This window comes from Chryseolinea serpens, assembly GCF_900129725.1.
Lineage (GTDB): Bacteria > Bacteroidota > Bacteroidia > Cytophagales > Cyclobacteriaceae > Chryseolinea > Chryseolinea serpens.
This window is the reverse complement of record NZ_FQWQ01000003.1, coordinates 193,785-217,215: the sequence shown is the minus strand read 5'-3', so window position 1 is coordinate 217,215 and position 23,431 is coordinate 193,785. Positions and strand designations below refer to the sequence as shown.

Annotated in this window: 21 protein-coding genes; 7 read left to right on the top strand and 14 right to left on the bottom strand. The window is 53.0% G+C overall.

All coding sequences use genetic code 11. From position 1 onward, the window contains the following. Positions 1 to 428: 428 nt before the first annotated feature. From dnaX to BUB30_RS20725, 3 genes are all read left to right on the top strand, one after another. The gene (gene dnaX / locus BUB30_RS20735; protein ID WP_073137804.1) at positions 429 to 1,538 is read left to right on the top strand and encodes a DNA polymerase III subunit gamma/tau; all 1,110 of its coding nucleotides are present in this window, start codon (positions 429 to 431) and stop codon (positions 1,536 to 1,538) included. Positions 1,539 to 1,804: 266 nt separating this feature from the next. Beyond that, a complete protein-coding gene (locus BUB30_RS20730) occupies positions 1,805 to 2,179 on the top strand; it encodes a hypothetical protein (protein ID WP_143165015.1) in 375 nt (124 codons plus the stop codon). A 30-nt stretch (positions 2,180 to 2,209) separates the two neighbouring features. Next, on the top strand, positions 2,210 to 2,608 hold the full coding sequence (locus BUB30_RS20725; RefSeq protein ID WP_073137800.1) for a hypothetical protein: 399 nt from the start codon (positions 2,210 to 2,212) through the stop codon (positions 2,606 to 2,608). Between the two features lie 125 nt (positions 2,609 to 2,733). Here the strand turns inward: BUB30_RS20725 and BUB30_RS20720 are convergent, their stop codons facing one another. The 6 genes from BUB30_RS20720 to BUB30_RS20695 form a co-directional block, all read right to left on the bottom strand. After that, the gene (locus BUB30_RS20720) at positions 2,734 to 4,284 is read right to left on the bottom strand and encodes a helicase HerA-like domain-containing protein (RefSeq protein WP_073137798.1); all 1,551 of its coding nucleotides are present in this window, start codon (positions 4,282 to 4,284) and stop codon (positions 2,734 to 2,736) included. Between the two features lie 101 nt (positions 4,285 to 4,385). Beyond that, a complete protein-coding gene (locus BUB30_RS20715) occupies positions 4,386 to 5,315 on the bottom strand; it encodes a DUF3078 domain-containing protein (protein WP_073137796.1) in 930 nt (309 codons plus the stop codon). A gap of 57 nt (positions 5,316 to 5,372) precedes the next feature. Next, on the bottom strand, positions 5,373 to 5,753 hold the full coding sequence (locus BUB30_RS20710; protein ID WP_084138278.1) for a response regulator: 381 nt from the start codon (positions 5,751 to 5,753) through the stop codon (positions 5,373 to 5,375). Between the two features lie 170 nt (positions 5,754 to 5,923). Continuing rightward, entirely contained in the window at positions 5,924 to 7,840 is a 1,917-nt protein-coding gene (locus tag BUB30_RS20705; protein WP_084138277.1) for a LysM peptidoglycan-binding domain-containing protein, read from the bottom strand. Positions 7,841 to 7,852: 12 nt separating this feature from the next. After that, the gene (locus BUB30_RS20700; protein ID WP_073137790.1) at positions 7,853 to 8,494 is read right to left on the bottom strand and encodes an O-methyltransferase; all 642 of its coding nucleotides are present in this window, start codon (positions 8,492 to 8,494) and stop codon (positions 7,853 to 7,855) included. A 16-nt stretch (positions 8,495 to 8,510) separates the two neighbouring features. Then, positions 8,511 to 9,749: a M16 family metallopeptidase gene (locus BUB30_RS20695; RefSeq protein ID WP_073137788.1), complete on the bottom strand. Its 1,239-nt coding sequence runs from the start codon at positions 9,747 to 9,749 to the stop codon at positions 8,511 to 8,513. Positions 9,750 to 10,214: 465 nt separating this feature from the next. On the opposite strand from BUB30_RS20695, the gene BUB30_RS20690 reads away from it, so the two are divergent. Beyond that, a complete protein-coding gene (locus BUB30_RS20690) occupies positions 10,215 to 10,466 on the top strand; it encodes a hypothetical protein (RefSeq protein WP_073137786.1) in 252 nt (83 codons plus the stop codon). 158 nt (positions 10,467 to 10,624) lie between these two features. Here BUB30_RS20690 and BUB30_RS20685 read toward each other — a convergent pair whose 3' ends face one another. From BUB30_RS20685 to BUB30_RS20650, 8 genes are all read right to left on the bottom strand, one after another. Beyond that, entirely contained in the window at positions 10,625 to 11,485 is an 861-nt protein-coding gene (locus tag BUB30_RS20685; protein ID WP_073137784.1) for a nucleoside phosphorylase, read from the bottom strand. Position 11,486: 1 nt separating this feature from the next. Beyond that, a complete protein-coding gene (locus BUB30_RS20680) occupies positions 11,487 to 11,696 on the bottom strand; it encodes a hypothetical protein (protein ID WP_073137782.1) in 210 nt (69 codons plus the stop codon). Positions 11,697 to 11,703: 7 nt separating this feature from the next. Beyond that, positions 11,704 to 12,342 carry a NeuD/PglB/VioB family sugar acetyltransferase gene (locus BUB30_RS20675; RefSeq protein WP_073137780.1) on the bottom strand — a complete coding sequence of 213 codons (639 nt, stop codon included), beginning with the start codon at positions 12,340 to 12,342 and terminating at the stop codon, positions 11,704 to 11,706. Between the two features lie 37 nt (positions 12,343 to 12,379). Beyond that, positions 12,380 to 13,666: a hypothetical protein gene (locus BUB30_RS20670; RefSeq protein WP_073137778.1), complete on the bottom strand. Its 1,287-nt coding sequence runs from the start codon at positions 13,664 to 13,666 to the stop codon at positions 12,380 to 12,382. Between the two features lie 66 nt (positions 13,667 to 13,732). After that, complete coding sequence (locus BUB30_RS20665; RefSeq protein ID WP_073139517.1) at positions 13,733 to 15,022, bottom strand: DUF2851 family protein; 1,290 nt, start codon at positions 15,020 to 15,022, stop codon at positions 13,733 to 13,735. 64 nt (positions 15,023 to 15,086) lie between these two features. Further along, on the bottom strand, positions 15,087 to 15,905 hold the full coding sequence (gene pyrF / locus BUB30_RS20660) for an orotidine-5'-phosphate decarboxylase (RefSeq protein WP_073137776.1): 819 nt from the start codon (positions 15,903 to 15,905) through the stop codon (positions 15,087 to 15,089). Between the two features lie 106 nt (positions 15,906 to 16,011). Continuing rightward, positions 16,012 to 16,653 carry an outer membrane lipoprotein periplasmic chaperone LolA1 gene (locus BUB30_RS20655; protein WP_073137774.1) on the bottom strand — a complete coding sequence of 214 codons (642 nt, stop codon included), beginning with the start codon at positions 16,651 to 16,653 and terminating at the stop codon, positions 16,012 to 16,014. Between the two features lie 30 nt (positions 16,654 to 16,683). Further along, on the bottom strand, positions 16,684 to 19,155 hold the full coding sequence (locus BUB30_RS20650; RefSeq protein ID WP_073137772.1) for an FtsK/SpoIIIE family DNA translocase: 2,472 nt from the start codon (positions 19,153 to 19,155) through the stop codon (positions 16,684 to 16,686). Positions 19,156 to 19,481: 326 nt separating this feature from the next. Between BUB30_RS20650 and BUB30_RS20645 the strand changes: the two genes are divergently transcribed. Genes BUB30_RS20645 through BUB30_RS20635 form a run of 3 tightly spaced genes read left to right on the top strand, consistent with a single transcriptional unit; the run spans position 19,482 to position 23,290 of the window. Then, positions 19,482 to 22,181, top strand: coding sequence for a T9SS type A sorting domain-containing protein (locus BUB30_RS20645; RefSeq protein WP_073137770.1), 2,700 nt, complete (start codon positions 19,482 to 19,484; stop codon positions 22,179 to 22,181). Positions 22,182 to 22,213: 32 nt separating this feature from the next. Beyond that, entirely contained in the window at positions 22,214 to 22,645 is a 432-nt protein-coding gene (locus tag BUB30_RS20640) for a lipocalin-like domain-containing protein (RefSeq protein WP_073137768.1), read from the top strand. A 9-nt stretch (positions 22,646 to 22,654) separates the two neighbouring features. Further along, complete coding sequence (locus BUB30_RS20635; protein WP_073137766.1) at positions 22,655 to 23,290, top strand: porin family protein; 636 nt, start codon at positions 22,655 to 22,657, stop codon at positions 23,288 to 23,290. Positions 23,291 to 23,431: the final 141 nt, after the last annotated feature.

The following is a 23,431-nucleotide window of genomic DNA, read 5'->3' as shown; positions in this document are numbered from 1 at the left end:
TTTTTTTCCTTAGACACCAAGATACGACAAGAAGATGCTATGCTTTGAAAATTTAAATTCAGGAAATCGGTATCGTTCATTCAAAAACGTCTGTCGATACAAGGGTTAAAACTGCTTTCCGTGAGAACCATTAAAAAACGCAGTTGGGGGGGCGGCCGCTCTATGTTCCCGCAGCCCAAAACTACAACGGAACCTGTCTTAAAATGCAAGCACCTTATGATATTATTTTTTTGTTTCCCAATCCACGCGCATCCCGAACAGTTGTTCAGTAAAACCAAGACCTCGACCCGAACCCAACGAGAATGTAACGAATGAAAGGCCTGGGTGTTGCCTTTGCCAGTACGTAACGGAGAGGACCCCGGTTGGTTTGCCGCATAAAATTTTTTTGCCCTTGTCAAGTTTACAATGTTCCTGTTATCTTGCGGCCAATGGAGAATTTTGTCGTATCGGCACGGAAATACCGCCCCACGGGGTTTGACGAAGTAGTGGGCCAGGAGCACATCACCACTACGCTCAAAAATGCCATCGACAACAACAAACTGGCGCAAGCCCTGTTGTTTTGCGGACCCCGCGGCGTGGGGAAGACCACCTGTGCCCGCATCGTTGCCCGCCTCATCAACGGGTTTGAAGAAAAGGCCGAAACCAACTCCCTGAATATCTTTGAGCTGGATGCCGCCTCCAACAACTCGGTAGAGGACATCCGCAACCTGATCGACCAGGTGCGCTACCCTCCCCAGTTTGGAAAATTCAAGGTCTATATCATCGACGAGGTGCACATGCTTTCCAACGCCGCCTTCAATGCTTTTTTGAAGACGCTGGAAGAGCCCCCCTCCTATGCCATCTTTATCCTGGCCACCACCGAGAAACACAAGGTGATCCCCACCATCCTCTCGCGGTGCCAGATCTTCGACTTCAACCGCATACAGATCAGCGACATCGCGCATCACCTCAAAAAGATCGCGCAACACGAAGGCATCCCCGCCGAGGATGAGGCCCTCCACCTGATCTCACAAAAAGCCGACGGCGCCCTCCGGGATGCTCTGTCCATCTTCGACCTGATGGTGACCTATTCCTCCGGCAAGGGCGTCACCTTCAACGCCACCCTGAGCAACCTCCACATCCTGGACTATGACTATTATTTCCAGGTAGTCGATGCGCTGTTGACCCAGAATCACACCCAACCCCTGCTGTTGCTGGACGAAATCCTGCGCAAGGGGTTTGACGGTCATAACTTTATCGTGGGCCTCAGCGAACACCTGCGCAACCTGCTGGTATCTCAAGACGCACGCACCACCAACCTGATGGAGGTGCCCGAAAGCGTGAAAAAGAAATATGCGCAACAAGCGCAGTCCTCACCCCCGTCGCTCCTACTCACCTGGCTGAATATCGCCAACCAGTGCGACATCAACTACAAAGGCAGCAAGAACCAGCGCTTGTCCGTGGAGCTTGCCCTCATGAAAATGGCAAACGTGGGAGCTGTGCTCCAACTGCAACAGTTGAACCACCTGGGGGATGGGTTAAAAAAAAAATTAGTGTAACGTCGGAAGAAACCGGAACCACCGCAGCAGAACCAACTCCTGTAGCGGAAACACCCACGCCGACAACACCAAGCAGTCCCACGCCGCCACCTTCCACACCAAAGGAGCCATCCGCACCGGAGACACCGCCATTCCCCGGTCTTTCGCAAAAGCCCGATTTCTCCGAACGCTCCCGTTTCAAAACGGCCCCCAAGACCACGGTAAAACTTACCGGTCTCACCAAGGTCGAACCCAAACAAGAGCAGACCGAGCAGCAGCAAATCGAGATGCAATCGCGGGCCAGCCAGTCGTTCACACCCGAACAAATGCAGGCCGCCTGGAATACTTTTGCCGAGCAACGAAAAAAATTCCAGGCCGAATACCAGCTCCTTTCGCAGCCCTACGAACTCCGGGGCACCCAGGTCATTGTCCATTTGTTGAGTCCCGTCCAGGACACCATGCTCAACAACGTCAAAGCCGAACTCATCACCCACCTGCGCGACACGCTGCAAAACTATTCCATCCTGGTGGTGGGCGAAATGCGCGAAATGGAGGAAAAGAAAATGATGTACACCCCCCGCGACAAGTTCGACTACCTCGTGGAGAAGAATCCCAACCTGAAGGAACTGAAGGAAAGACTTGGGCTTGACCCCGATTTCTAGGTAAATTGGTTGTACCCAAATCGCTTGTCTATGAAACGGATCCTTATGGCGTGCCTGGGCATGACCCTGGCCTCTCTTCTTGTTTCGGCGCAAAATCCTGGCTCACCTCAAACTCCCGCTGTTATGTATGTGGAACGCAACGTCTTCATCCTAAAGTTCGGCGCCAGCAAAGACGCTGTGCCGATGTGGAAAGAATATCTTGAACGCGTGCAGAAACGCGACAAGAAGATCCACGCGCGACTGTTGACCGATGTGTCGGGGACTGCGTATAGCCTGGTGTTGGAGCTGGGGTATGAGACCTTTGCGGAAGCCGAGCCGTCGCAGTGCAGACTGACGCATCAGGAAGATTGGAAGGAGTTTTATGCGAAGTTTATTCCTTTGTGCGAGCGGTCGGAACGGACGTATTATAAGTTGCAGGTAGAGTTCTAGAAATTCACGTTCACGAGAGACGCAAAAGGCGCAAAGCCAAAACTCCTTTTCGTTAATCTTGCTCGCTTGCTTGCCCGCCGAAGCTTTAGCGAAGGAGGGCGGTTGAAAACTTTAGGGGGCGACGTCTAAAATAATCCACCTCTCCTCTTCGAACTCCGCCGCGTACTTGTCCCGAACAAGACTCCAAACACTCCTCTTACCAACTCCCGCCCTACTTGCTTGGCCACCGGCGACGCAATCACTTCCTCGAAAGTAGATTTCTCTCGCCGCGAAGAAGTCTTCGCCTGGGCCTTCTGCTCCTTCGCCTCTGCCTGCTCCTCTTCATGCTGCTTCATGCGCCCATCCAACATCTCAAACGCGCTTTGGGGATCGACGGTCTCTTTGTATTTTTTATACATGTCAGACGATTCCAATTGTGCTTTATACTCACCCTCACCCAACGGTCCCATCACTGACGCCGGCGGCGCCAGATGCGTCACCACGGTTTCGGTGGGAATGCCTTTTTCGTTGAGCACCGTGATGAAGGCCTGACCCGTGCCCAGTTGCGTAAACTGTTGTTCCATCTCGTAGTACTCCGACTTGGGAAACGTCTTCACCGTTTCTTTTAAAGCTTTCACATCGTTGGGTGTGAAGGCACGGATCACGTGATGCACCCGGTTGCCCAACTGTGCCAGCACCGAGGGCGGCACGTCTTGCGTGAGTTGTGTGCAGAAGAATATGCCCACACCTTTCGAGCGGATCAATCTAATGATCTGATCGATCTGGTCCAGGAAGGCTTTGGGCGCATCGTTAAAGAGCAGGTGGGCTTCGTCGAGGAAGAAGATGAGTTTGGGTTTGTCCAGGTCGCCGGCTTCGGGCAGGCGCTGGTAGAGCTCGGCCAGCAGCGACAACATGAACGTGGAGAAGATGGCGGGTTGGTTTTGGATGTCGGCCACGTTGAGCAGGCTGATGACACCGCGGCCGTCGATCTTTTCGAACAGGTCTTCCACGTCGAACGAGGTCTCTCCAAAAAGGCTGTCGACGCCCTGTTGCTCCAGGGCCACGATCTTGCGCAGAATGGTCGAGGCGGTGGCGCCGGATATTTTTCCGTAGTCGCTTTTGATCTCCGCGGCGCCGGGGCCTTCCGTGAGGTAGTTCAAGACTTTCTTGAGATCGTTGAAATCCACGACGGGCAAATTCTTATCGTCCGCATACTTGAAAAGAATGTTCAACACGCCGGTCTGGGTGTCGTTCAGTTCCAGGATTTTGCTGAGCAAGGTCGGGCCGAACTCCGTGACGGTGGCGCGCATTTGTGCACCGAGTTTTCCGGTCAGGGAATACAATTCGACCGGAAATCCGGAGGGTGTATATTTTATGCCCAGTGCATTGGCGCGCTCGGTGATCTTATCGTTGGCCACGCCGTCCTTGGCCATGCCCGACAAGTCGCCTTTCATATCGGGCATGAAAACACAAACGCCGGCGGCCGAAAGCTGCTCGGCCATCAATTGCAAGGTGCGCGTTTTGCCCGAGCCGGTGGCGCCGGTCACCAATCCATGCCGGTTCATCATGCGCAGGGGTAAATTCACTTTGGCTTCGGCGATGATCTCGTTGTTGAGAACACCCGCGCCGAGATAGATGGAGGGAAGCGATGTGGTGTACGCCTTGTTGATGGCGGCGATGAAGCTTTCTTTTGACATGGGCGATGGTTTTTTATGCAATTTAAAATTATCGCGATAGCAAAAGAAAAGGCCTGAAAATTTCAGGCCTTTCAAATATGGATGTTGGGACCACGATCCCGTTATTTCGGTTCCTCGTAGTTCTGGAAGGTATAGGCAAAGCCCAGGTTGAACGCCTGGCTGATCTGCGCACCGGAATCCTGGTCGTAATCGTAGAGCAGTATCCCTCCTAAACCAACCTGGATGAACCGATTCACTTTTGCATTCAGCAGCAACTCCAGCCGGTGGTCGATGGTTTTCCAGGCCAGGGTCTCGTAGTTGGCGAACATGATGTAGCGCCATTGCAGGTTCATGTTCTTGGCAATGTCCTTATTGAACTCGGCCATGAGTTGGAAGGCCAGCCATTCAAAACGAGTTTCGTCAGGGGGTGTGACGCCATACGGTTTTACGGGATCTACGGAAGGAATAAACCGTTCGGAGTTGCGCACGATGGTGACCCTGGGGGCAAACGGTGACATGCGCACTTTAAAATAATCCACGGGATGGTACTCCAAACCCCAGGCTGACGTAATGTAGGCGGGGGCCAGAAAATCGGAGATCAAAATACTTTGCTCCACGCCGTTGGCGTCCTTCTCATATTTGTATCCGGGAGCAAACTGCGAAATGAAATTGAGCGAAGAGAACAATCCCCAGTTCTTGCTCAGTTCGTAACCATACTTGGTGTCGATAAAAATGCGATCCACGGTCTTGCGATAGCCTTGACCTGCGTTGTTCACAAAACCGTAGAGCAGATCGATCTCGTTCTCCCATCCGTTCCGGCCGTGTTTGTAGGTGAGTTTATAATTGAAGCGGGCATTCAAGCCGATGGAGTTCGTACCCCCAGCCTTCCAGTTGGACGAAAACGAAGCTTGGTTTACGTTGACGTTGAACAACAACTTCCTCTTCCAGTGCGTGAGCGAATCAGGCTTCACTACTTGAGCCTGCAAACCCGGGGCGATGATCAGTAAGAAAAAAGCAACAAGGACGGTGAGGAGGGTATGGGTCTTTTTCATAACAGTGGGTTTTTAACAAAACTACTAAGTACCGTTAAAAACCCAAACAATGAAAAATCAGATATTGTTTAGCTTGATCTCGTCGAGGGCCACTTCCGTGAGGGGCTTGGTGATGAACTTGATCACGTGATTGTTGTTCACGATCTTGTCGATGTCGCGTTTGTTGTCGGAGCTGGAGAGGATGATGACCTTGCATTTGTTTCTCACCACTTCGTTGAACTTCTCAAACTCGTAGAGAAAAACAAAACCATCCACGATGGGCATGTTGATATCCAGGAAGATCAGGCTGGGCAGATTTTCAGCATTGGTCTGGTTCTCGCGCAGGTAGTCCAACGCGGTTTTGCCGGAACCTTTTACTTCCACGCGCTTGGCAAACTTGGTAATCTCGATGATACGCTTACTGATAAAGTTATCAGTGTCATTATCATCAACGAGCATTACTAAGTCAATGGCTTTTGTATCAGTTTGCATCAATAATCAGTAAATCAGGCCTCACTTTCAATTCCACGAATCACAAAAATATCCTTTTGTTAGAATATCCGGCATGGGTTCCGTAAAATTCATGAAGTCAGGTAATAAATTATCTAAAAACGTCAAAAAACCGCAATTTACCTACTCTTGATTTTCAGCCGCTCGCCAATGGACAAGGTAAAGTCCTTTTTATTGTTCCATTCCATCAGTTCCTTGATTGTTACGTTATATTTTCTGGCGATGCTGTAGAGCGTATCGGTGGACTTCACCTCGTGTTCGATCTCCTTTGCCGGGGGCGCGACGGGCGTCTCGACCTCAACCGGCTGACTATCAACCAACTTGATCACCTGGCCCGGTTTTATGCCTTCCTGGAGGTTCAGCTTATTCCAATTCACCAGGTCCATGACGGCCAGGTTATATTGTTTGGCAATGGCATACAGGGTTTCGCCCTGCTTCACGATGTGCTCTCCTTTGTTTTCGGGAACGACAACCTCGATAGTTTGTTGTGTCGCCGTGTCCGGAGCGACCACAGCGGGGGTGCTCGGCTGTATGTTTTGAACTGAATCTTTCGGTTCCGGGCTTTTCTCCGCCGGAAGCGTGGTTGTTGACGCCGCGGCGACGACAGGACCTGCCCCAGGCGTTGTGGACGGGGACGGCGACGACGCTGTTCCTGCGACAGCTGTCGACACCGGGGGCACGATGGCCGCGGCGGGCTTTACCGATACCGTTGGTTCAGTCTCCCCGGATGCACCCCACGAAAACGTCTGGCCATTGTCGACCTGCACCACTTCGGACGGGGCCGTCATCTTATCAGCATCTTTTGGCTTCACCGACGCCAGCCAGAGCGTGGTACCCGCCGTCAACGGAGCGTCTGTGGACGACAACCGGTTGTAGCGTCTCAGCTTTTTCATCTGCACGCCATATTGCTGGCTCACGGCCCAGAGGTCTTCGCCGGCCAACACTTTGTGGTAGGCCTCCGTAGCCCGGGCGCGTTTCTTGCCCAACAAATAATATCTATCCGGCACCAGGGCCGTGGTGGTCGTGATGTCGTTCCATTTTGCCAGCTCACTGGCCGTCACACCCGCACGCGAGGCCAACTGGCCCACGCTTTCGCCTGCCATGGCCTTCACGGCGTTGATGCCGTTGATCTTGATGCGTGCGGCTTTGCTGGCCATCGCTGCTCCGGCCGCGATGGGGGCTGCCCCAGCTTGGGCGGAAGCCACAGTGTTGGCGTTCTCCGGAAGCTTGAAGGGCTTGCCGTCACCTTTCATGGGAATGAGCACGATGTATTGGCGGTCTTCCGGAATGGTGCCTTTCTTCACCCACTTATTATACTGCACCAGTTCGGTCTCGTTCACAGAAACTTCGCGGGCCAGGTCGCTCAGGCTCTTTTTGCTCCGGTTCTCGTAGGGCACCACCTTCGTTTCGCCTTCGCCTTTCACCGCATTTTCAAACGCTACTTTGTGGGCGAGGAATTTCTTTACATACCAATAGGTGCCGCTGTTGATCTCCATGCTCTTGGCACCGCTTTCTCCCTTGTCCACGGTCTTCATCACACCTCCTGCGCCCATCTGGTAGGCTTGCAGGGCGTAGACCCAGTTGTTAAAAAAGAAGTTGTTCTTCTTGATGTAGCGCGCCGCAGCGCGCGAGGAGGAAACAATGTTGAGGCGCTCGTCGATCTCCTTGTCCACACGCAAACCCATTTCCAGGGCGGTGTATTCTTTGAACTGCCAGAAGCCAACGGCATTGGACACCGACACGGCATCGGCAATGAGTGCGCTTTCCTGCAGCACGAGATACTTGAAATCGTCGGGCACGTTCTCCTCTTCGAACACTTTTTGGATCAGCGGGAAGTAGGTCTTGGCCCGTTCCACCTTGATGTTGTGGTGGCGGGGTGAGGCGGTAAGCGCATCCACGTCCTTCTGGATCTCGCGTCTGGCATCGTCACGGATCGTGAGCGTCATGCCGGCGAACTCCATCTTATGAGGAACTTGTGGTGTTTGCGCAGCAACCGTAAAGCAGGTTGCAAAAAATAGCGCGAATAGTATTCTCATGATCAAACCGTTCTACAAAGATACTTTTCTTATTGTCAAAATCCCATCTCTTAACGGAAGAAGTGTGTTTTCAACGCGTGGATCGTTCTGGATCTTCGTGTTGAAGTCGATGATCGCCTTTGTGTCCTTGTCCACGTCGCCTTGCAACACCTTGCCGCTCCACAGCACGTTGTCGGCCAACAGGAAGCCACCCACTCTCACCTTGTCAAAGACCATGTCAAAGTAGCGGGCATAGTTCTCTTTATCGGCATCAATAAACACCAGGTCGAACGTTTCGTTCAGCGTGGGGATGATGGTGCGCGCATCGCCTACGCGATAGTCGATCCTGGCGTTAAAGCCCGATTCCTTGAAATAGCCCCGCACGCGGGTTTCCAACTCTTCGTTGATGTCCAGTGTGATGATCTTGCCGTCGGCGTGTAGTCCTTCGGCCATGCACAAGGCGGAGTAGCCGGTGTAGGTGCCGATCTCCAGGATGCGCTTGGGCTGGATCATGTGGCTGACCATGGATAAGAAGCGCCCCTGCATGTGGCCCGACAGCATTCGCGGACGCAGCACCTGGGCATGTGTTTCGCGGTTGATGCGTTTCAGCAGGGCGCTTTCCGGCGTGGTGTGTGCCTCGGCGTAGCGCTGGATGTTCTCGTCTATAAATTCCATAAGAGAGGGTATTCTATTACTTCAGATCCGGCTCCATCGTCAGGTAGCTCAGGTGGCGCGGGTCAAATGTTTCCTGGGCCACGGTCTGCAAGGTTAACGCGTCTACGGCCTCGATCTTGTCGAACGTCTCCTGCAAAGGCGGCACTCTGTCGAGATCTATGACGGCTCGTCCCATCATGATCATCAACCCGAGGTTGTTTTCTTCCGACATGGCCAGTTGCCCCTTGATCTGTTCCTTGGCCGAGGCCAGCTCGCGGGCGCTCAGCTTCTTTTCGCACAGCTTATCCATTTCGCGGTGCACCAGCGCCAGGCATTTTTTTGCCTGCTTCGGCTCTGTACCAAAATAGATGGCAAACATACCCGTGTCGGCATAGGCCAGGTATTGCGCGTCGATGGAATAGACCAGGCCGTGTTTTTCACGCACCGAAAGGTTCAGACGCGAGTTCATCCCCGGACCTCCCAAAATATTGGTCATCAAATAGAGCGGTATACGTTTTTCGTTCAGCAAGGGATAGGCGGTGCGACCCAATGCACAACGCGTTTGTTTCACACCCCGCTTCAGGCTGTTCTCTCCTTTCTTGTATTTCGTGAATTTCTTACGCGAGGCACGGGCCTTGAGCCGGGGAATGCGGTCCAGGTATTTTTTTACCAGTTGCTCCACCTCTTCGAGCGTAATGTTGCCAATGCAACTGAACACGATCTTGCGGCTGTCGGCATGGTCGGTAAAGAACGACACGAAGTCTTTTTTTCGAAAGTTGCGCACGGTCTGTTCATTGCCGAGGATGTTCATGCCCATGGGATGATCCTTGTAGATGAGCGCCTCCATTTCGTCTTGCAGTGAATCGTCGGGGCTGTCGAAATACATGGCCATCTCTTCGAGGATCACGCCGCGTTCTTTTTCCAGTTCTTTTTCGGGAAAGGTGGAATGAAAGGTGATGTCCGTCAGCACATCGAGCGCGCGTTCAAAATATTCTTTGCGTACAGAGGCATAGAAAACGATCTTTTCCTTATCGGTAAACGCATTCAACTCACCGCCGATGGAGTCAAGGCTTTTGATGATGTCAAGCGACGTGCGTTTGCGGGTGCCTTTGAAGGCCATGTGTTCCCAGAAGTGAGCGATGCCCTGGTTGGCGATCTGCTCGTCGCGGCTGCCAATGCCCACGAAAATACCACAATGCACAATGGCCGTTGTCGGAATATATTGATGTACAACGCGCATGCCGTTGGACAATGTAAAGATGCTACAGTTTCTCATTTGGCCACAAAGGTAACCCATTCAGCCGAATTCGCGCCCCCAAAATACCGCCACCGGACCCCAAAAAAAGGCTTTTTTGACCATTCTGACCCCCCACCGCCGGATCGACACACCGTCCCCCACCCTCGTTCGCTACATTGGTTTTGCTCCCGTCAAGTCCTTGCCCAGTTTATAATCCGGGCCGACACCCTTTTGTTGGTGTCCCACCAACAAAAAAATCCTTCAACGTTCCATTCCTAACACCTGCCCCGGCGACGTTCCACACGTTATACCGAAAGCCAAAAAACGAACCTCTCAAACATCCCTACCCTCGAACGGGGTAGGCCGTTCAACACCAAAAAACACCGCTTCCCAACGCCGAACACTTATGCCCGTTCGCGGTCAAACACTTGACCCAACGCATCGTTTTTCTGTATTATTAATACAAAAATCAACTGGCATAACTATTGTAAAATTCTACTTGCTATGGACACACAAAAAGTAAGAACCTGCTTCACCATCACCTTCACGGATGATCAATACAACCGCGCAAAAGGCTACGTTGAAGACATGAAACGCCATCCCAATCGCATTTTTTGGCAAGGCAAGCAAGGCAAGACGGACGATGAGCTCATCATCGAGCAAATCGCCCACCGCATCCTTTCCGGCTTCTACAACAACGAGCCCTTTGCTGCTGCCAAGCACATTATGCGGATGGATAGCTCCGTGAATATCTAGCATTTGCCGGCGTCGCTTACCGGGGCGTGCGCTTCACCGAAGAGCGACACGAAGGCAAGTCATTTAAAGAACTCTAGCCCTAATAACAACAATGGTCGCCGGCGATACCAGCGACCATTGTTCAATAATTCCTTCACGTTTCGGTGTCCTGCCCTCTCTTAAATTCTCTCCAGCACTTTCTTGATCAACGCGTCGATCACTTTGTTCGGATCCTTTGAGAATTTGTTTTTCACCCGGTTGGCGATGATGGCGTTCACGCTCAAAACATCGTGTCCCAACAGTCGCGCCAAGGCATAATAACCTGCTGTTTCCATTTCGAAATTCGTCAGCCAAAAGTCATTGCTTTTGTTGTGATAGCGCGTCAGGTCTTCCAGTAGTTTGGGATACTTGATCGGAATGCGCAGCGATCTACCCTGGGGCGCATAGAAGCCGGGCGAGGTGATCGTGTTGCCGGTGATCATGTCGGCGGCGATGTTTTGTTTTAGTGTGGCCGATCCTTTCACCACGTAGGGCGAAAAAGGAAGGGCCAATTTCTTTTGAATATCGCGGGCGATGCTTTCTTCGAACCCGTCATTCTCCAGGTTGTAGAAGTTCATGAGGTTGTCGAAGCCGACGGCGTATTCGGTGGCCAGGTGCGCACCGAGGGGAATATCGTCTTGCAAGGCACCCGATGTGCCGATGCGAATGATCTTCATGCGCTTGCGTCGCGCTTTGGGTTCGCGCGTTTTGAGATCGATGTTCACCAACGCATCCAGTTCGTTGAAAAAGATCTCGATGTTGTCGGTGCCAATGCCGGTGCTGATGACGGTGATGCGCTTGCCTTTGTATTTACCTACGTGCGTGATGAACTCGCGCTTGTTCATCTCAAATTCAACATCGTCGAAATATTGACTCACGCGGTACACGCGGCTGGGATCGCCCACGGTGATGATGGTGTCGCTGATGTGTTTGGGCAGCAGGTTGAGGTGGTAGACGCTACCATCCTTGTTTAAGATCAGATCGGTTTCAGAGATCGGCATATCAAGATCCTTTCGTCCATTTTAGACCGGTGCGGATAATAAAGAAGCAAACCGTAGCCATGAGGGCTAGCGCTATTAATTTACCGAGTAAAAAAAATGTTTGATTGGTCAGGCCTATACCCTCAGGTACGAGGGGAAACATCGCGAACACAGCAGCTATAACAAATACATTCCCGACGACCAGCATCAGCACCCCGAAAATTCTCTTCATATGCCGGTCAGGTTTTAATTTTTTGAGCCGGGTTGCCGAAAACGGTCTCGCCGGCTTTTACGGGCGCCACCACCACCGACCCAGCGCCAACGCGCGCACCCTTGCCTATTGTGATGCCACCTACGATAGTCACGCCCGAGCCGATAAACGCCTCATCCTCCACAACCGTCCCAGCATTGATCACCGTACCTGAACCAAGCTGTACAAAATTACCGATCTTCACTTCCATGCCCACAATAGCCCCGGCGTTGATGATGTTGTGATGCCCGATCACGGCGCCGGCGCCAAAGATCACACCGTTGTCAATAAAATTTCCATGCCCCATCTCCAACGACTGGGGCAACACGGCGACTTTGGGCACGACATTGATGGGTTGCACGTGGCGCACTTCCTGCAACATCGCCACCAGGTTTTTGCGCAGCTTGTTTTCGTCTGCAGCCACGAAGGCTTCACATTTTTTTCCGATCAGTTTCAGGAAACCGTCGTCGTCGGTGCTCCCCAGCACGACAATGTTGTCTATCTCGGTGTTGTGCAGTTGTTTGTTGTCGTCCAGGAAACCATAAACCACATTGCCATTGCTTTCGAGGATCTCTTTCGCTTGGCGACCTAAGGGGTTTGCACCAAGGATGATGACGGGATTTTCCATACGTATTTTGCGAGCAGCAAAGGTAGAGTCCGTCACCCTACCGAACAAGGCGGGCCCATGATCTTTCTATGAAACGCGTAGCCCGGTTCACCAAGGGATTTTCAATCGATATCAGCAAAACAAAAAACGGAAGAAAGCCTACGCGATATCGCGCGAGGGTGCCATAATTAGGCGTGGACAAAGCCAGGAAGACGCACAGCAACACGGTGTACAACAGCACGGACACCACCAGCATGCGGTGCGGCGATGCCAACCCTTTCCTGAGGTTTGTCAAGGCGGCGGCGGCCAAAATCAGTAAGCCTACATTTTCCCAGGCCAGGGCCATCTGTAACCCGTTGCTGGCTTCCCAGGGAAAGGGTCTGAACAGCCCTGCCACCAAGGCCCGCGGCGCATTCATTACCATAGAAGACGCTGTGGCCTCCAGGCCGGGGTACTCCACCACGTCTTCGGGCTGTGAAATGGTGTGGAAGACTTCATAGTTGGAGGCAATGACCTCTAGGAATCGTTCGGGATAAAAATTCGGATGGACGAGGGTGGCCACACACAGCGGGATCACGAAGATGACCACCCACAACATGCCCTTCACTGCCACGGAAACGTGCAGCCGGCTGAACAGGAATTGGGCCACCAACGCGCTGGAGATAACCGGGAAATAAATGGCCAGGTAATAATACTTCAATCCCCATCCCAGCCAAAGGCAAATTCCCGTGACCACGCCTTGCCACCAGGCTACACGCTGCCGTTGCCAGAGTTTCAAAAAAATGACGGTGACATAAAACAGGCAAGCCATGGCGATTCCCTCCTTGATCAACCCCGTGCTCCAAAAAACCGCCGACGGAAAAAAGAGCAACGCAAACACGGCCGCATTTCGCCACGCTGCCTGCATCTGCACGACCGCTTTCACGAGCAGCCACGAGGAGAAGAATGCCACACATGAAAAATACAAGGACGTTACCCAGTAGTTGTCGTGCGTGAAAAGGTTGGCGATGCTGGTGATCTTGGCCATGAACAACGCGCGGGGCTCCTGCAGGTTCAGGTTGTTCCACACCGGAAACGATTCGTCGCCGCTCCAAAGAAATTGGAGGTACGTGGCCGGATCGGTACGGGCCAACGTCGCGAGGTGTGTGCCGTCGTCAAAATAGGCCAGCGTGTCGCCCAGGCCATAATGATATTTATAGAGCGCGCCCAGCGCCATTCCGGCGAGACATTTCACGATGAGCCCCGGCCAGAAGAAGGGCTTCAAAATGGCGGGTTCATTTCGCCACAGGCGGAACGCCACGAAGAGCAGAAATCCTACATTGATGATGGCAAAGAAAACGTCCATTTCGTCTCGTAAAAATAAATCGCGCTACCCGCCGCACCATCCCGACCGTTGCGGCCCGGAGGTTGTTTACACCGGCCGCCCCGGCTTCACCAGCGACGCCCCGATGCTGCACTCCAAACATCGCCGCTTCAGGCAGAAGTTGTTGTAGAGCTCCACCAGGGCCTGCGAATCAAATGCTGTCTTACAGGCCAATCCCACGTTCTTCCATTGCTGGATGATCCGGTTGGCTTCTGCATGAACCTGCTGCAAGATAGCGACTGCCCGGTCAACATACAGGTTTTCATCTTTTGATTTTCCATAGGCCACCAGCAGCGGCGCCACCGTGTTGATGATAATGTTGCCCACACTTGCCTCGCCGATGTTGGCCACGACATCCCTCGCGGGCTTAAAGAACTGATAGTGGCGTTGCCAATAGTCAGATTGGGGCACTGAAAAAATTTCGGCCAATTCCTTCGCGGTCTCTGCTTCCATGAGGTTGGAGAAAAGTTTGGGTCGCTGATGAATGAGCGAGGCACATTGCGCAATTCGCAAGGTCGGGAAATTCGCTGGCCTCAGGCGCATGAACTTCCACTGAGCTTTCTGCATCTGCTTCCCCCACAACTGGTATTTGTGGCACAGCAAATGGTATTCGCGTTTCAATTTTGAAAAGTAGTCGTCGGTTTCGTCGGCCTCCAAAAAGCCGGCTTGGCCAAACAACAGGGCTTCAACCTGGAGGAGTTGATCGCCGTGTTTCAGCAGCAGGCGATAGGGCAACGCCCTGGCCAGTTGCTGAAAGGGATCCACGTTCACTTTAAACCCAAAATTGCGCGCGAGCCATTGATAGCAGGTCTCTTCCCAATTGTTCCGGTTTCGTTTCAGCAGGTCGTTGATCACGGCGGTCTTGGCTTCGAGGCGGTGCATGAGCGCACGGTCCAGCATGGAGATCTTCACCAGGTCGGGTACTTCCGCAAGCTGCGGCGCACAGGGAATCGCGCCCGGGGTTTGGAGCAGCAATCTGAAATCGGTCAACAATTTGTGATCCACGCGATGTTTCAGCTCCAGCGCAGGCAGCGGCGAGCCGTCGTTGCGACACACGGGCTTGTCGTTGCTCCACACCACGTGCAGCACCACATTTTCATAGGCCGCGTCCTCGTGGTGATGATGGTCCATCCAACTGCCGGCCTGGATGTGGATCTCCACATTGCCCACCCATTCGGTGGCGCCGATCTTCAAACGGGCGTTGAAGAAGTCCGGGCCTGCGTGGGTATTTTTTTGGCCGGGGTGAAAGATCTGCAAGACGTCGCCTTGCGTGGTGCGGAGTTCGTTCTTATTGAAATACTGGAACTGCCAGAGGTAGTGTAAAAATGATTCGGTCACGACACAACGATTTAGAAACGAGTATACCATTTTCTCGTTCCAAAAACAACGGTATGGCCACTGTTTATTTGTAGTAGTCCTGCAGATGTCGCGCCATTTCGTCTCTCACGTTGACCGCCTCTTCGCGGGCGCGCTGGGCAAAGTCGGGGCCGCTGGAGGCATAGATGATGGCGCGCGCAGAATTCACCAGCAGTCCGCATTGGGCATTCATGCCGTATTGCGACACCATTTTCAGATCGCCGCCTTGCGCACCGATGCCCGGCACCAAAAAGAAGTGCTCCGGTGCCTGGGCGCGGATGCTTTCCATTTTTTCGGCTTGCGTGGCGCCCACCACAAACATGAGCTGGTCGGGCGTGGCCCATTGCTGCGATTTCTGCAGCACCTCTTCATACAATTTGCGGCCGGTCACCACGGACTCCAGCAGTTGAAAATCGGAGCTCCCCGGGTTGGAGGTGTGGGCCAGGAGGATCACCCATTTGTCTTTGTACAGGAACGGTTTCACGGAGTCTTCGCCCATGTAAGGGGCCACCGTCACGGAGTCAAAGTGGAAGTATTCAAAAAATGTCCGCGCGTATAGTGCCGAAGTGTTGCCGATGTCGCCGCGTTTGGCGTCGGCGATGGTGAAGATGCCTTTCGGGATGTAGTCCATCGTTTTTTGAAGACTCTCCCACCCCTTGGGGCCCAGCGCTTCGTAGAATGCGATGTTGGGTTTGTAGGCGACGCAGTAGTCGTGCGTGGCGTCTATGATCTGTTTGTTGAATTCGAAGATGGGGTCGGCGGTGGACCGCAAATGCGCGGGGATCTTTTCCATGTCCGTGTCGAGGCCGATGCAGAGGTAGGAGTTTTTCTTTTTGATCTGTTGGAAAAGGGCTTCGCGATCCATAGTACCAGGGTTGAACGGGCGCTAAATTAAGAAAGTTGGGGATTGTTTTAAACGAAAGAAGCCATCGTTGCAGGATGGCTTCTTTTTTTGTCGGCTTATATCGGAACTATCGAAGATCGATCACTTCCACGCCGGGATATTTTTTGGGGTCAAAGGTGAAGAGGTTGTCTTCTACTTTGGCGTTGGGAACGAATTTGGTGATGGTGTATTTGTATTTGTTGCCACCCTTGTCGAACATGGTCCAGCTTTGGATGTTCTTGTCTTTTTTGTTGATGAACATTTTCACCTTGAAATATTGCGCATCTTTTTTCTCGGGCACCAGGTCGATCTCTTCGCAGAGCACACCGCCTTCGGTTTTATCCTGGAGGTAGAGGTATTTAAAGCCTTTTTTATAGATCTCGTAAATTTTGGACGGGTTCACATCGTCGGAGTTCTTGTCGTAGTTGTCGATGTTCACTTCTTTGGCTTCGGGCAGGTAGGTCCAGATGGTGGCGCCGTTGTTGATCACTTCCTGTTCGGGCAATACCATGCGGAACTTGTCGCCTTTCACGGTGAGTTTGCCTTTGAATTCTTCGTTCACTTTTTCTACGTCGTTGGTGAGCACATACGAGAAGTTGGCTTCAAAGGCAGGGATGGACTTGTATTTTTTACTCATTGCCTCCAGGATCTCCAGCGCTTTGGGATCGTACTGGGCGAAGACATTTACGGTTAAAAGGAGGCAAAAGCCTGCAAAAATCAAATTTTTCATTTCTTTTAAAACTTAAAAAACTGCGTAAAGTTAAGATTGACTGTGTTTTTCTTTCAATGTGTTCAATAATTGTTCCAAACTGAGCTCGTCCTTGATCAAAACTTCGCGGGCTTTGCTGCCTTCGAAGGGCCCCACCACCCCTGCGGCTTCCAATTGATCGATCAAGCGGCCGGCCCGGTTATAGCCAAGCTTTAATTTCCGTTGAATGAGGGATGTGCTGCCCTGCTGATGGCCCACGATGAGTTTCGCCGCTTCTTCGAACAGCGCGTCGCGCTCCGAGAGGTCTACGCTGGAAGGTCCCGATTCTTCGTCGCCTTCGTACTCCGGCAGCATATAGGCCGAGTCATAACCGCGCTGGGACCCGATAAATTCCACTACTTTCTCAATTTCAGGTGTATCCACAAAAGGACACTGGAGGCGGATCACATCCGAACCCGACGACAACAGCATGTCGCCCTGCCCCACCAACTGATCGGCGCCGCCAGCATCGAGGATGGTGCGCGAGTCAACTTTAGACGTTACACGGAACGACAAGCGGGCCGGGAAGTTGGCCTTGATCACGCCGGTGATCACGTTCACGGAAGGCCGCTGCGTGGCCACCACCAGGTGGATGCCGATGGCGCGGGCCAACTGGGCGAGGCGTGCGATGGGTGTTTCCACTTCCTTGCCGGCCGTCATCATCAAATCGGCGAGTTCGTCGATCACCAGCACGATGTAGGGCAGGAAGCGGTGGCCTTCTTTCGGGTTGAGCTTGCGCGACACGAATTTGGCGTTGTATTCTTTCAAGTTCCGGGCCCCGGCATCTTTCAGGATCTCGTAGCGGTTCTCCATTTCGATACAGAGCGAATTCAGGGTGTGGACCACCTTGCGCGTATCGGTGATGATGGCCTCCTCACTGTTGGGCAACTTGGCGAGATAATGGCGCTCCAGCTTGCTGTAGACCGACATTTCCACCTTCTTCGGATCCACCAGCACAAATTTCAACTGCGACGGGTGGCGTTTGTAGATCAGCGAGGTCAGGATCACGTTCAATCCCACCGATTTTCCCTGACCGGTAGCTCCGGCCACCAGCAAGTGGGGCATTTTGGCCAGGTCGATCACCAGCACTTCGTTGGAGATGGTCTTTCCCAAGGCAATGGGCAGTTCCTTGTCGGTTTTGGCAAACCCCGGGGTGCCGAACACCGAGCGGATGCCCACCATCTCGCGGTTCTTGTTTGGCACTTCGATACCAATGGTGCCCTTGCCGGGAATGGGCGCAATGATCCGGATGCCGAGGGCCGACAAGCTCAATGCGATATCGTCTTCGAGATTTTTGATGCGCGAGATCTTGATGCCGGCGTCGGGCACAATTTCATAGAGCGTCACCGTGGGGCCGATGGTGGCCTTGATGCTTTGGATGCCGATCTTGAAGTTGACCAGCGTGGCGACGATCCGATCCTTATTTTGATTGAGTTCTTCCTGGGTCACACCCGCTTTACCCGCATCGTATTCGTTCAGCAATTCGAGGGGCGGGAATTTGAAGCCGCTCAGATCCAGGGTCGGGTCGTAAAGGCCTTGCTCCTGCACCAGTTGTTCGGCGAGCTTTTCGGTGTCGGTGGTTTCTTCTACCGTAAAGACCGGTTCAGCGGCTTTGGTTTCTTTTTTGGGAGGCGTGGGCGTATCGAGGTCCAGCTTCACCTGGTTCACCGCAAGGATCTCTTCTACGGGTGGCTTAGGAGCAACCAACGGTTTTGGAGCCGGCTCCACTTTGGTGGGCTCAGTTTGGTCGGGCCAGTTGTCTTTATCATCGATATAGGCCGAAAACAGCGGTTCCTCGCCTTCTTTCTCTTCGTCCAGGATGGCATCGTTGCCCATGGGCTTGGGATCTTTGACAAAGAGGGGGATGGCAGTGACGTTGAAATAGAAGATGATAAAAATGAAAAGGCTAAGGATCAGGATCAGGAAGGTGCCCCAGCCAAACATGCCATCGCTCCACACGGCCAGGTAATAGCCCATGCCGCCACCCAGGAAGCTCCATTCGCTCACGCCGTCGTTGATCATGGTCATGTAGCCCAGCAACAGGCTCAGCCAGAGGCCCGTGAAAATCGATAAAATGGAAAAGGAAAAAATCCGCAACAGTTCGCGATTGAAAACGATCTTAAAACCGATGATGAACAACAGGGGCGGAATGAAAAATGCGGAGATGCCGAACCACCGGAAGATAAAGTAATGCGAGGTAATGGCACCGTACAGGCCCAGCCAGTTGGCCGCCTCCTTGCCCGACTCGATCACAGACGCATCGTGCGCCTCCACAACACTTTGGTCGGCTTGCCCGGTGAAAAGATATGAGAACAGTGCCAGGAACAGGTAGATACCGGCGATCATAAGGAAAAATCCGGTCGCCAGTTTGAAGCGGGGATCTTTCAGAAATCCGAGTGATATTTTACTTTTCGAGGACGATTTCCCCTTCTTTTCCTTCTCCGGCTTTTTAAATGTATTTGACTTATAGGTGTTTTGTGCCATTTATTATCAGTGTCGCAAAACTAAAGAAAAAACTCCCATATCCCTATCCCGGGCGCGGGCTATTCTGCCATGGGGCGACGCATAAAAAAATGGGCCGACGGGGCCCGACCGACGGGGCCGGATTTCGCCGGATGATCTCCCGGGAACGGGCGCGTCCCTCCGATTCAATGTCCATCCCAATTCAAAAGTTTCAGGTATTCCGGAGAAAACGCGGTGTGCTCTAGCAATTCCGTTTCAGGAAATGCAACGAAACGTACACTGGTCGAAATTATTTCGCGCCGCCGTCAATTTTTTTTAACTTTCAAACTGTTTTAAACCCTTTCCGAATGATTGCCGCTACTCCCACGTCAAGAAGGCTCGTCACTTTTTTGGCCGCGTTGTTTTTCACCTTTCGCCTGTTGGCACAATCCGGTGAACACCTCCAGGAAAACTGGATCACCGACTCGGACGTCAACCGCATTGAACATTCCAACGGTTATACTATGCTCTCCGGCTACTTTTCCCAGGCCGGCCCCTACCAGGGCGGTGGTGTGACTACCGATCCGACGACGGGCGTGGTCGATACGGCCATGCCGAAAATACACGGGTCCGTGCAAGAGGTTATTTCGGATGGAAGCGGCGGATGGTATGTCGCCGGATATTTTGAAGGCATCGACACCGTGCGCATCCAAAACCTGGCGCACATCAAGAGCGACAAGACCGTAGACCGGACATGGAAGCCCAATCCCGATGGCGGCGTGACCGTGCTCGCCCTCGATGGCAGCACGTTATATGCCGGTGGAAATTTCACCCTTATTGCCGGACAAAGCCGCAAAAATCTTGTATCGTTCAACGCTACCACGGGCGCGCTTACCGCGTGGAATCCCGCACCGGACAACGAGATCTACACCATCGCCGTCGCCGGCACCACCGTATACGTGGGCGGATACTTCGGCAAAATCGGCAGCGCCACCCGGTATGGCGTGGCCGCCATCGACGCAACGACCGGGATCCCCACGAGTTGGGCGCCTGTGCTCGCGGGCTCATCAACACCCTATGTGAATGTCATCAAATTAGATGCGAATAATATTTATATCGGGGGCTATTTCACCACGGTAGGTGGTGTGGCGCGGGGCTCACTGGCCCAATTTACCCTCGCGGGTGCCCTTACGGCCTGGGATGCCAAGCTGACGGCTACGCCCTACCAGGTTTATGTAAACGACATCGAGGTCACGACCAACGTGGTCTTTGTTGCTGGATATTTCACCGCCGTCAACGGCACCCCCAGAACCACGCTGGTGGCGCTCGACAGGGGCAAAGCTTCGCTGCTGGCCTGGGACCCTGCGATGACCGGTTCGTCTGTGTCCAAACTCTCATCCCTTGGCAACATGCTTTATCTGGCAGGGTATTTTGACTACGTGGGTGCGATTCAGCGCTATGGCGTTGCCAGTATCGACATCTCCGATCTGAATACCGTCACCGTCACAAACTGGGCGCCGAGACCCAACACAACCTACGGCTCCGTTGTAACACCCGTAGGATCGACTGTCTTTGTAGGTGGCTACATGAATGGCTTCAACTGGCTTGACCGTCCCGGTTTCGTGCTCATGAGCGAGGCCACACACGAGGCATGGCCATTTCCCGTCGACCTGAGTGGCGGTGGCAACATCAACACGATCGCTGTTAAAGGCAATGTGCTGTACATCGGCGGGCGGTTCAATCTCATCGGCAGGGATACACGCAACAACCTTGCGGCCTTTGACCTCACCACCGGCGCATTGTTGCCGTGGGATCCGTCGGTCGATGGCCTTAGCGTGGGCGATCCCAATGCGGAGGTCTACAACATTCGCATCAAAGACAACCTGTTGTATGTAGCAGGTCGGTTTAGGTCGGTCAATAACGCGAACACCATACGCTTCGGACTTGCGGCAGTCGAACTGACCACGGGTGCGGCCAATGCGTGGAATCCTTCTGTTGGCGATGGCAAGACCATCGATCAAATGGTGCTCTCCATCGACATCGTTGGCAACACCGTCTATGCCTCAGGATCCTTCAGCCTCGTAGGGGGCAGCAATGCGCGTGGCAACCTCGCAGCCATCGATGCCACCAGTGGTGCGGTATTGCCCTGGGCACCGATAAGCAACGGCCCGGTGCGCAAGATCAGAGTGGCTCCCAATGCCGCCTACGTCGTAGGCGATTTTGCCAATGGTATCGGCGGACAGGTTCGGACCGCGGGCATTGCCGCCCTGGATCTCAGTGCGGGAAAAACACTTCCGTGGGATACCCTTTTTGGTGGGTCGGTCAGTGATATAGCCTTGAGCGCTACCGATCTCTACGTGTCAGGGTATTTCGATTACGTTGGAAAGTCGTTCACGTTTCGGCCTGGCTTGTGTTCCTTCTCTTTGGCCACCGGCGCACTCAACCCCTGGTTGCCCGACAATGGTGATGGCGGAGAAGGAGGCTATGAAGTCGAGGCCCTCTCCATCTCGCCTACCAAACTTTATGTCGGCGGATACATCAACTATTTTGGTATTGAGAACCGCGAGAATTATGGCGAGTACGGCATCTGCCCCGCCGCACCGGTGATCAATTCCTCCGCAGACGGGACCTCCCTCACTACTCCCACACCACTCGCGGGAAGCACTATACAGTGGTATCGAAACAATGTCGCCGTCAGCGGTGCTACAACGGCTACGCTACCGATCAACATGTTTGAAAACGCCACGTACGCTGTCGAAGTAACGTACTTTGGCTGTGTGGGGCGTTCCACCGATTATACCTATCTGATCACAGGCACGGAAAAACCAAGCAACATTTTAGCACTGTACCCGAACCCGGTACGCGATGAATTGAACATACACCTGAAAGAAGCTGCTGCTTCCGTAACATTCACCATCAACGACATTACCGGCCGGCCGATGAAAGTTGTTCAGGGCAGCGGCCAGGAACACGTGTTGTCGCTGCGCGACTTGCCTGCGGGTCCGTATGTGCTCATGATCGACAACGGCGCACAAAAGCAGGCGCACAAAATCATCAAGGTCAACTAATCCAGCAGTTCACTCAGCCAATTTATCACGATATGAAATCTATCCTTGCCAAAATAACTGTTCTTGTCTTCCTGGTCCTCGAAGTGTCGTGCGGGGGAGACATTCCCGATTGCCCCAGCAAGATGTGCGTGCTGTCGGGCGAGTGGCGGCTCACGCAGATCTACGCCAACGGTGTGCTCGATACATCGATCGACCTGGAGAAATATAAGCTCACGCTCATCATGCCCAGTCCCACCACAGCTACCACGGCCAATTTCAACCGCGTCAACCTGTCGGGTGTTGCCGACACCGGTACGTGGACCATCGGCAACAACAACACGGTGCTGACGTTGACCCCGCAGACAGGCATCTCAGAGCCTTACATCATCAAGTCCTATACGCCGCGCAAGATCGTGCTCGTCATCGAGCGCGATGTGAACAAGACCGGCCCCGATGAATTCGAATATGTTTTAGAACCCTTTTAAGCCACGACCATGAGAATAGCATTCCTGATCCTTTTTCTTTTTTCTGCCTCGCTGGCCTCGGCGCAGATCTGGTATATCGGTGTGAAAGCCGGACCGACCTTCTCCAACTATAAAACAAAAACGCCGTGGAAGGAAGCCTCGAATGTCGGCTACACGTTTGGCTTCACGTCGTTCAAGCAAATGGGGCCGCACTTTGGTCTTGCCCTGGATTTTCACTACATCCAGAAGGGCTATTACCACAAAGTGTGCAACACCATCACCGACAAACTGGAGGCACATTACCTGGAGGTACCGATCATGGTTGATTATACTTTCATTATGCCGGGGTTAAAGAATTTTAAACTCCATGCCAACGTGGGGATTTACACGGCGTATTGGCTGAATGGCGTTTATAAAACCAAAGGGTACGATCCGGGTGGGGCGTCGGATAACGTCGACTTTAGCCAGACCGGCACGAAGCGCTTTGACTTTGGGCCGAACGTGGGTGGACGGTTGGAGTATTTTTTGAAGAATGGAAGTTTGTCGTTGGACCTGCGGTATGAGTTGGGGGTTTTGGACCTTCAGTCGAATGCGCATGATAATACGAACAATACCAACCGGGCTTTTATTGTTGGGATTAGTTATATGAAGCCTTTGGGGAACTGAGTTCTTTAGTCGTCTCGTCCTGGCGATTTCATATTTTACAGCCTCACCTTCGCTAAGCTTCGGCGGGCCCTCCTTCGCTGAAGCTTCGGCGGGCAAAGCAAGCAAGCGAGCGAGCAGAGTTGGCGCAAAGCTTAGGCTCCT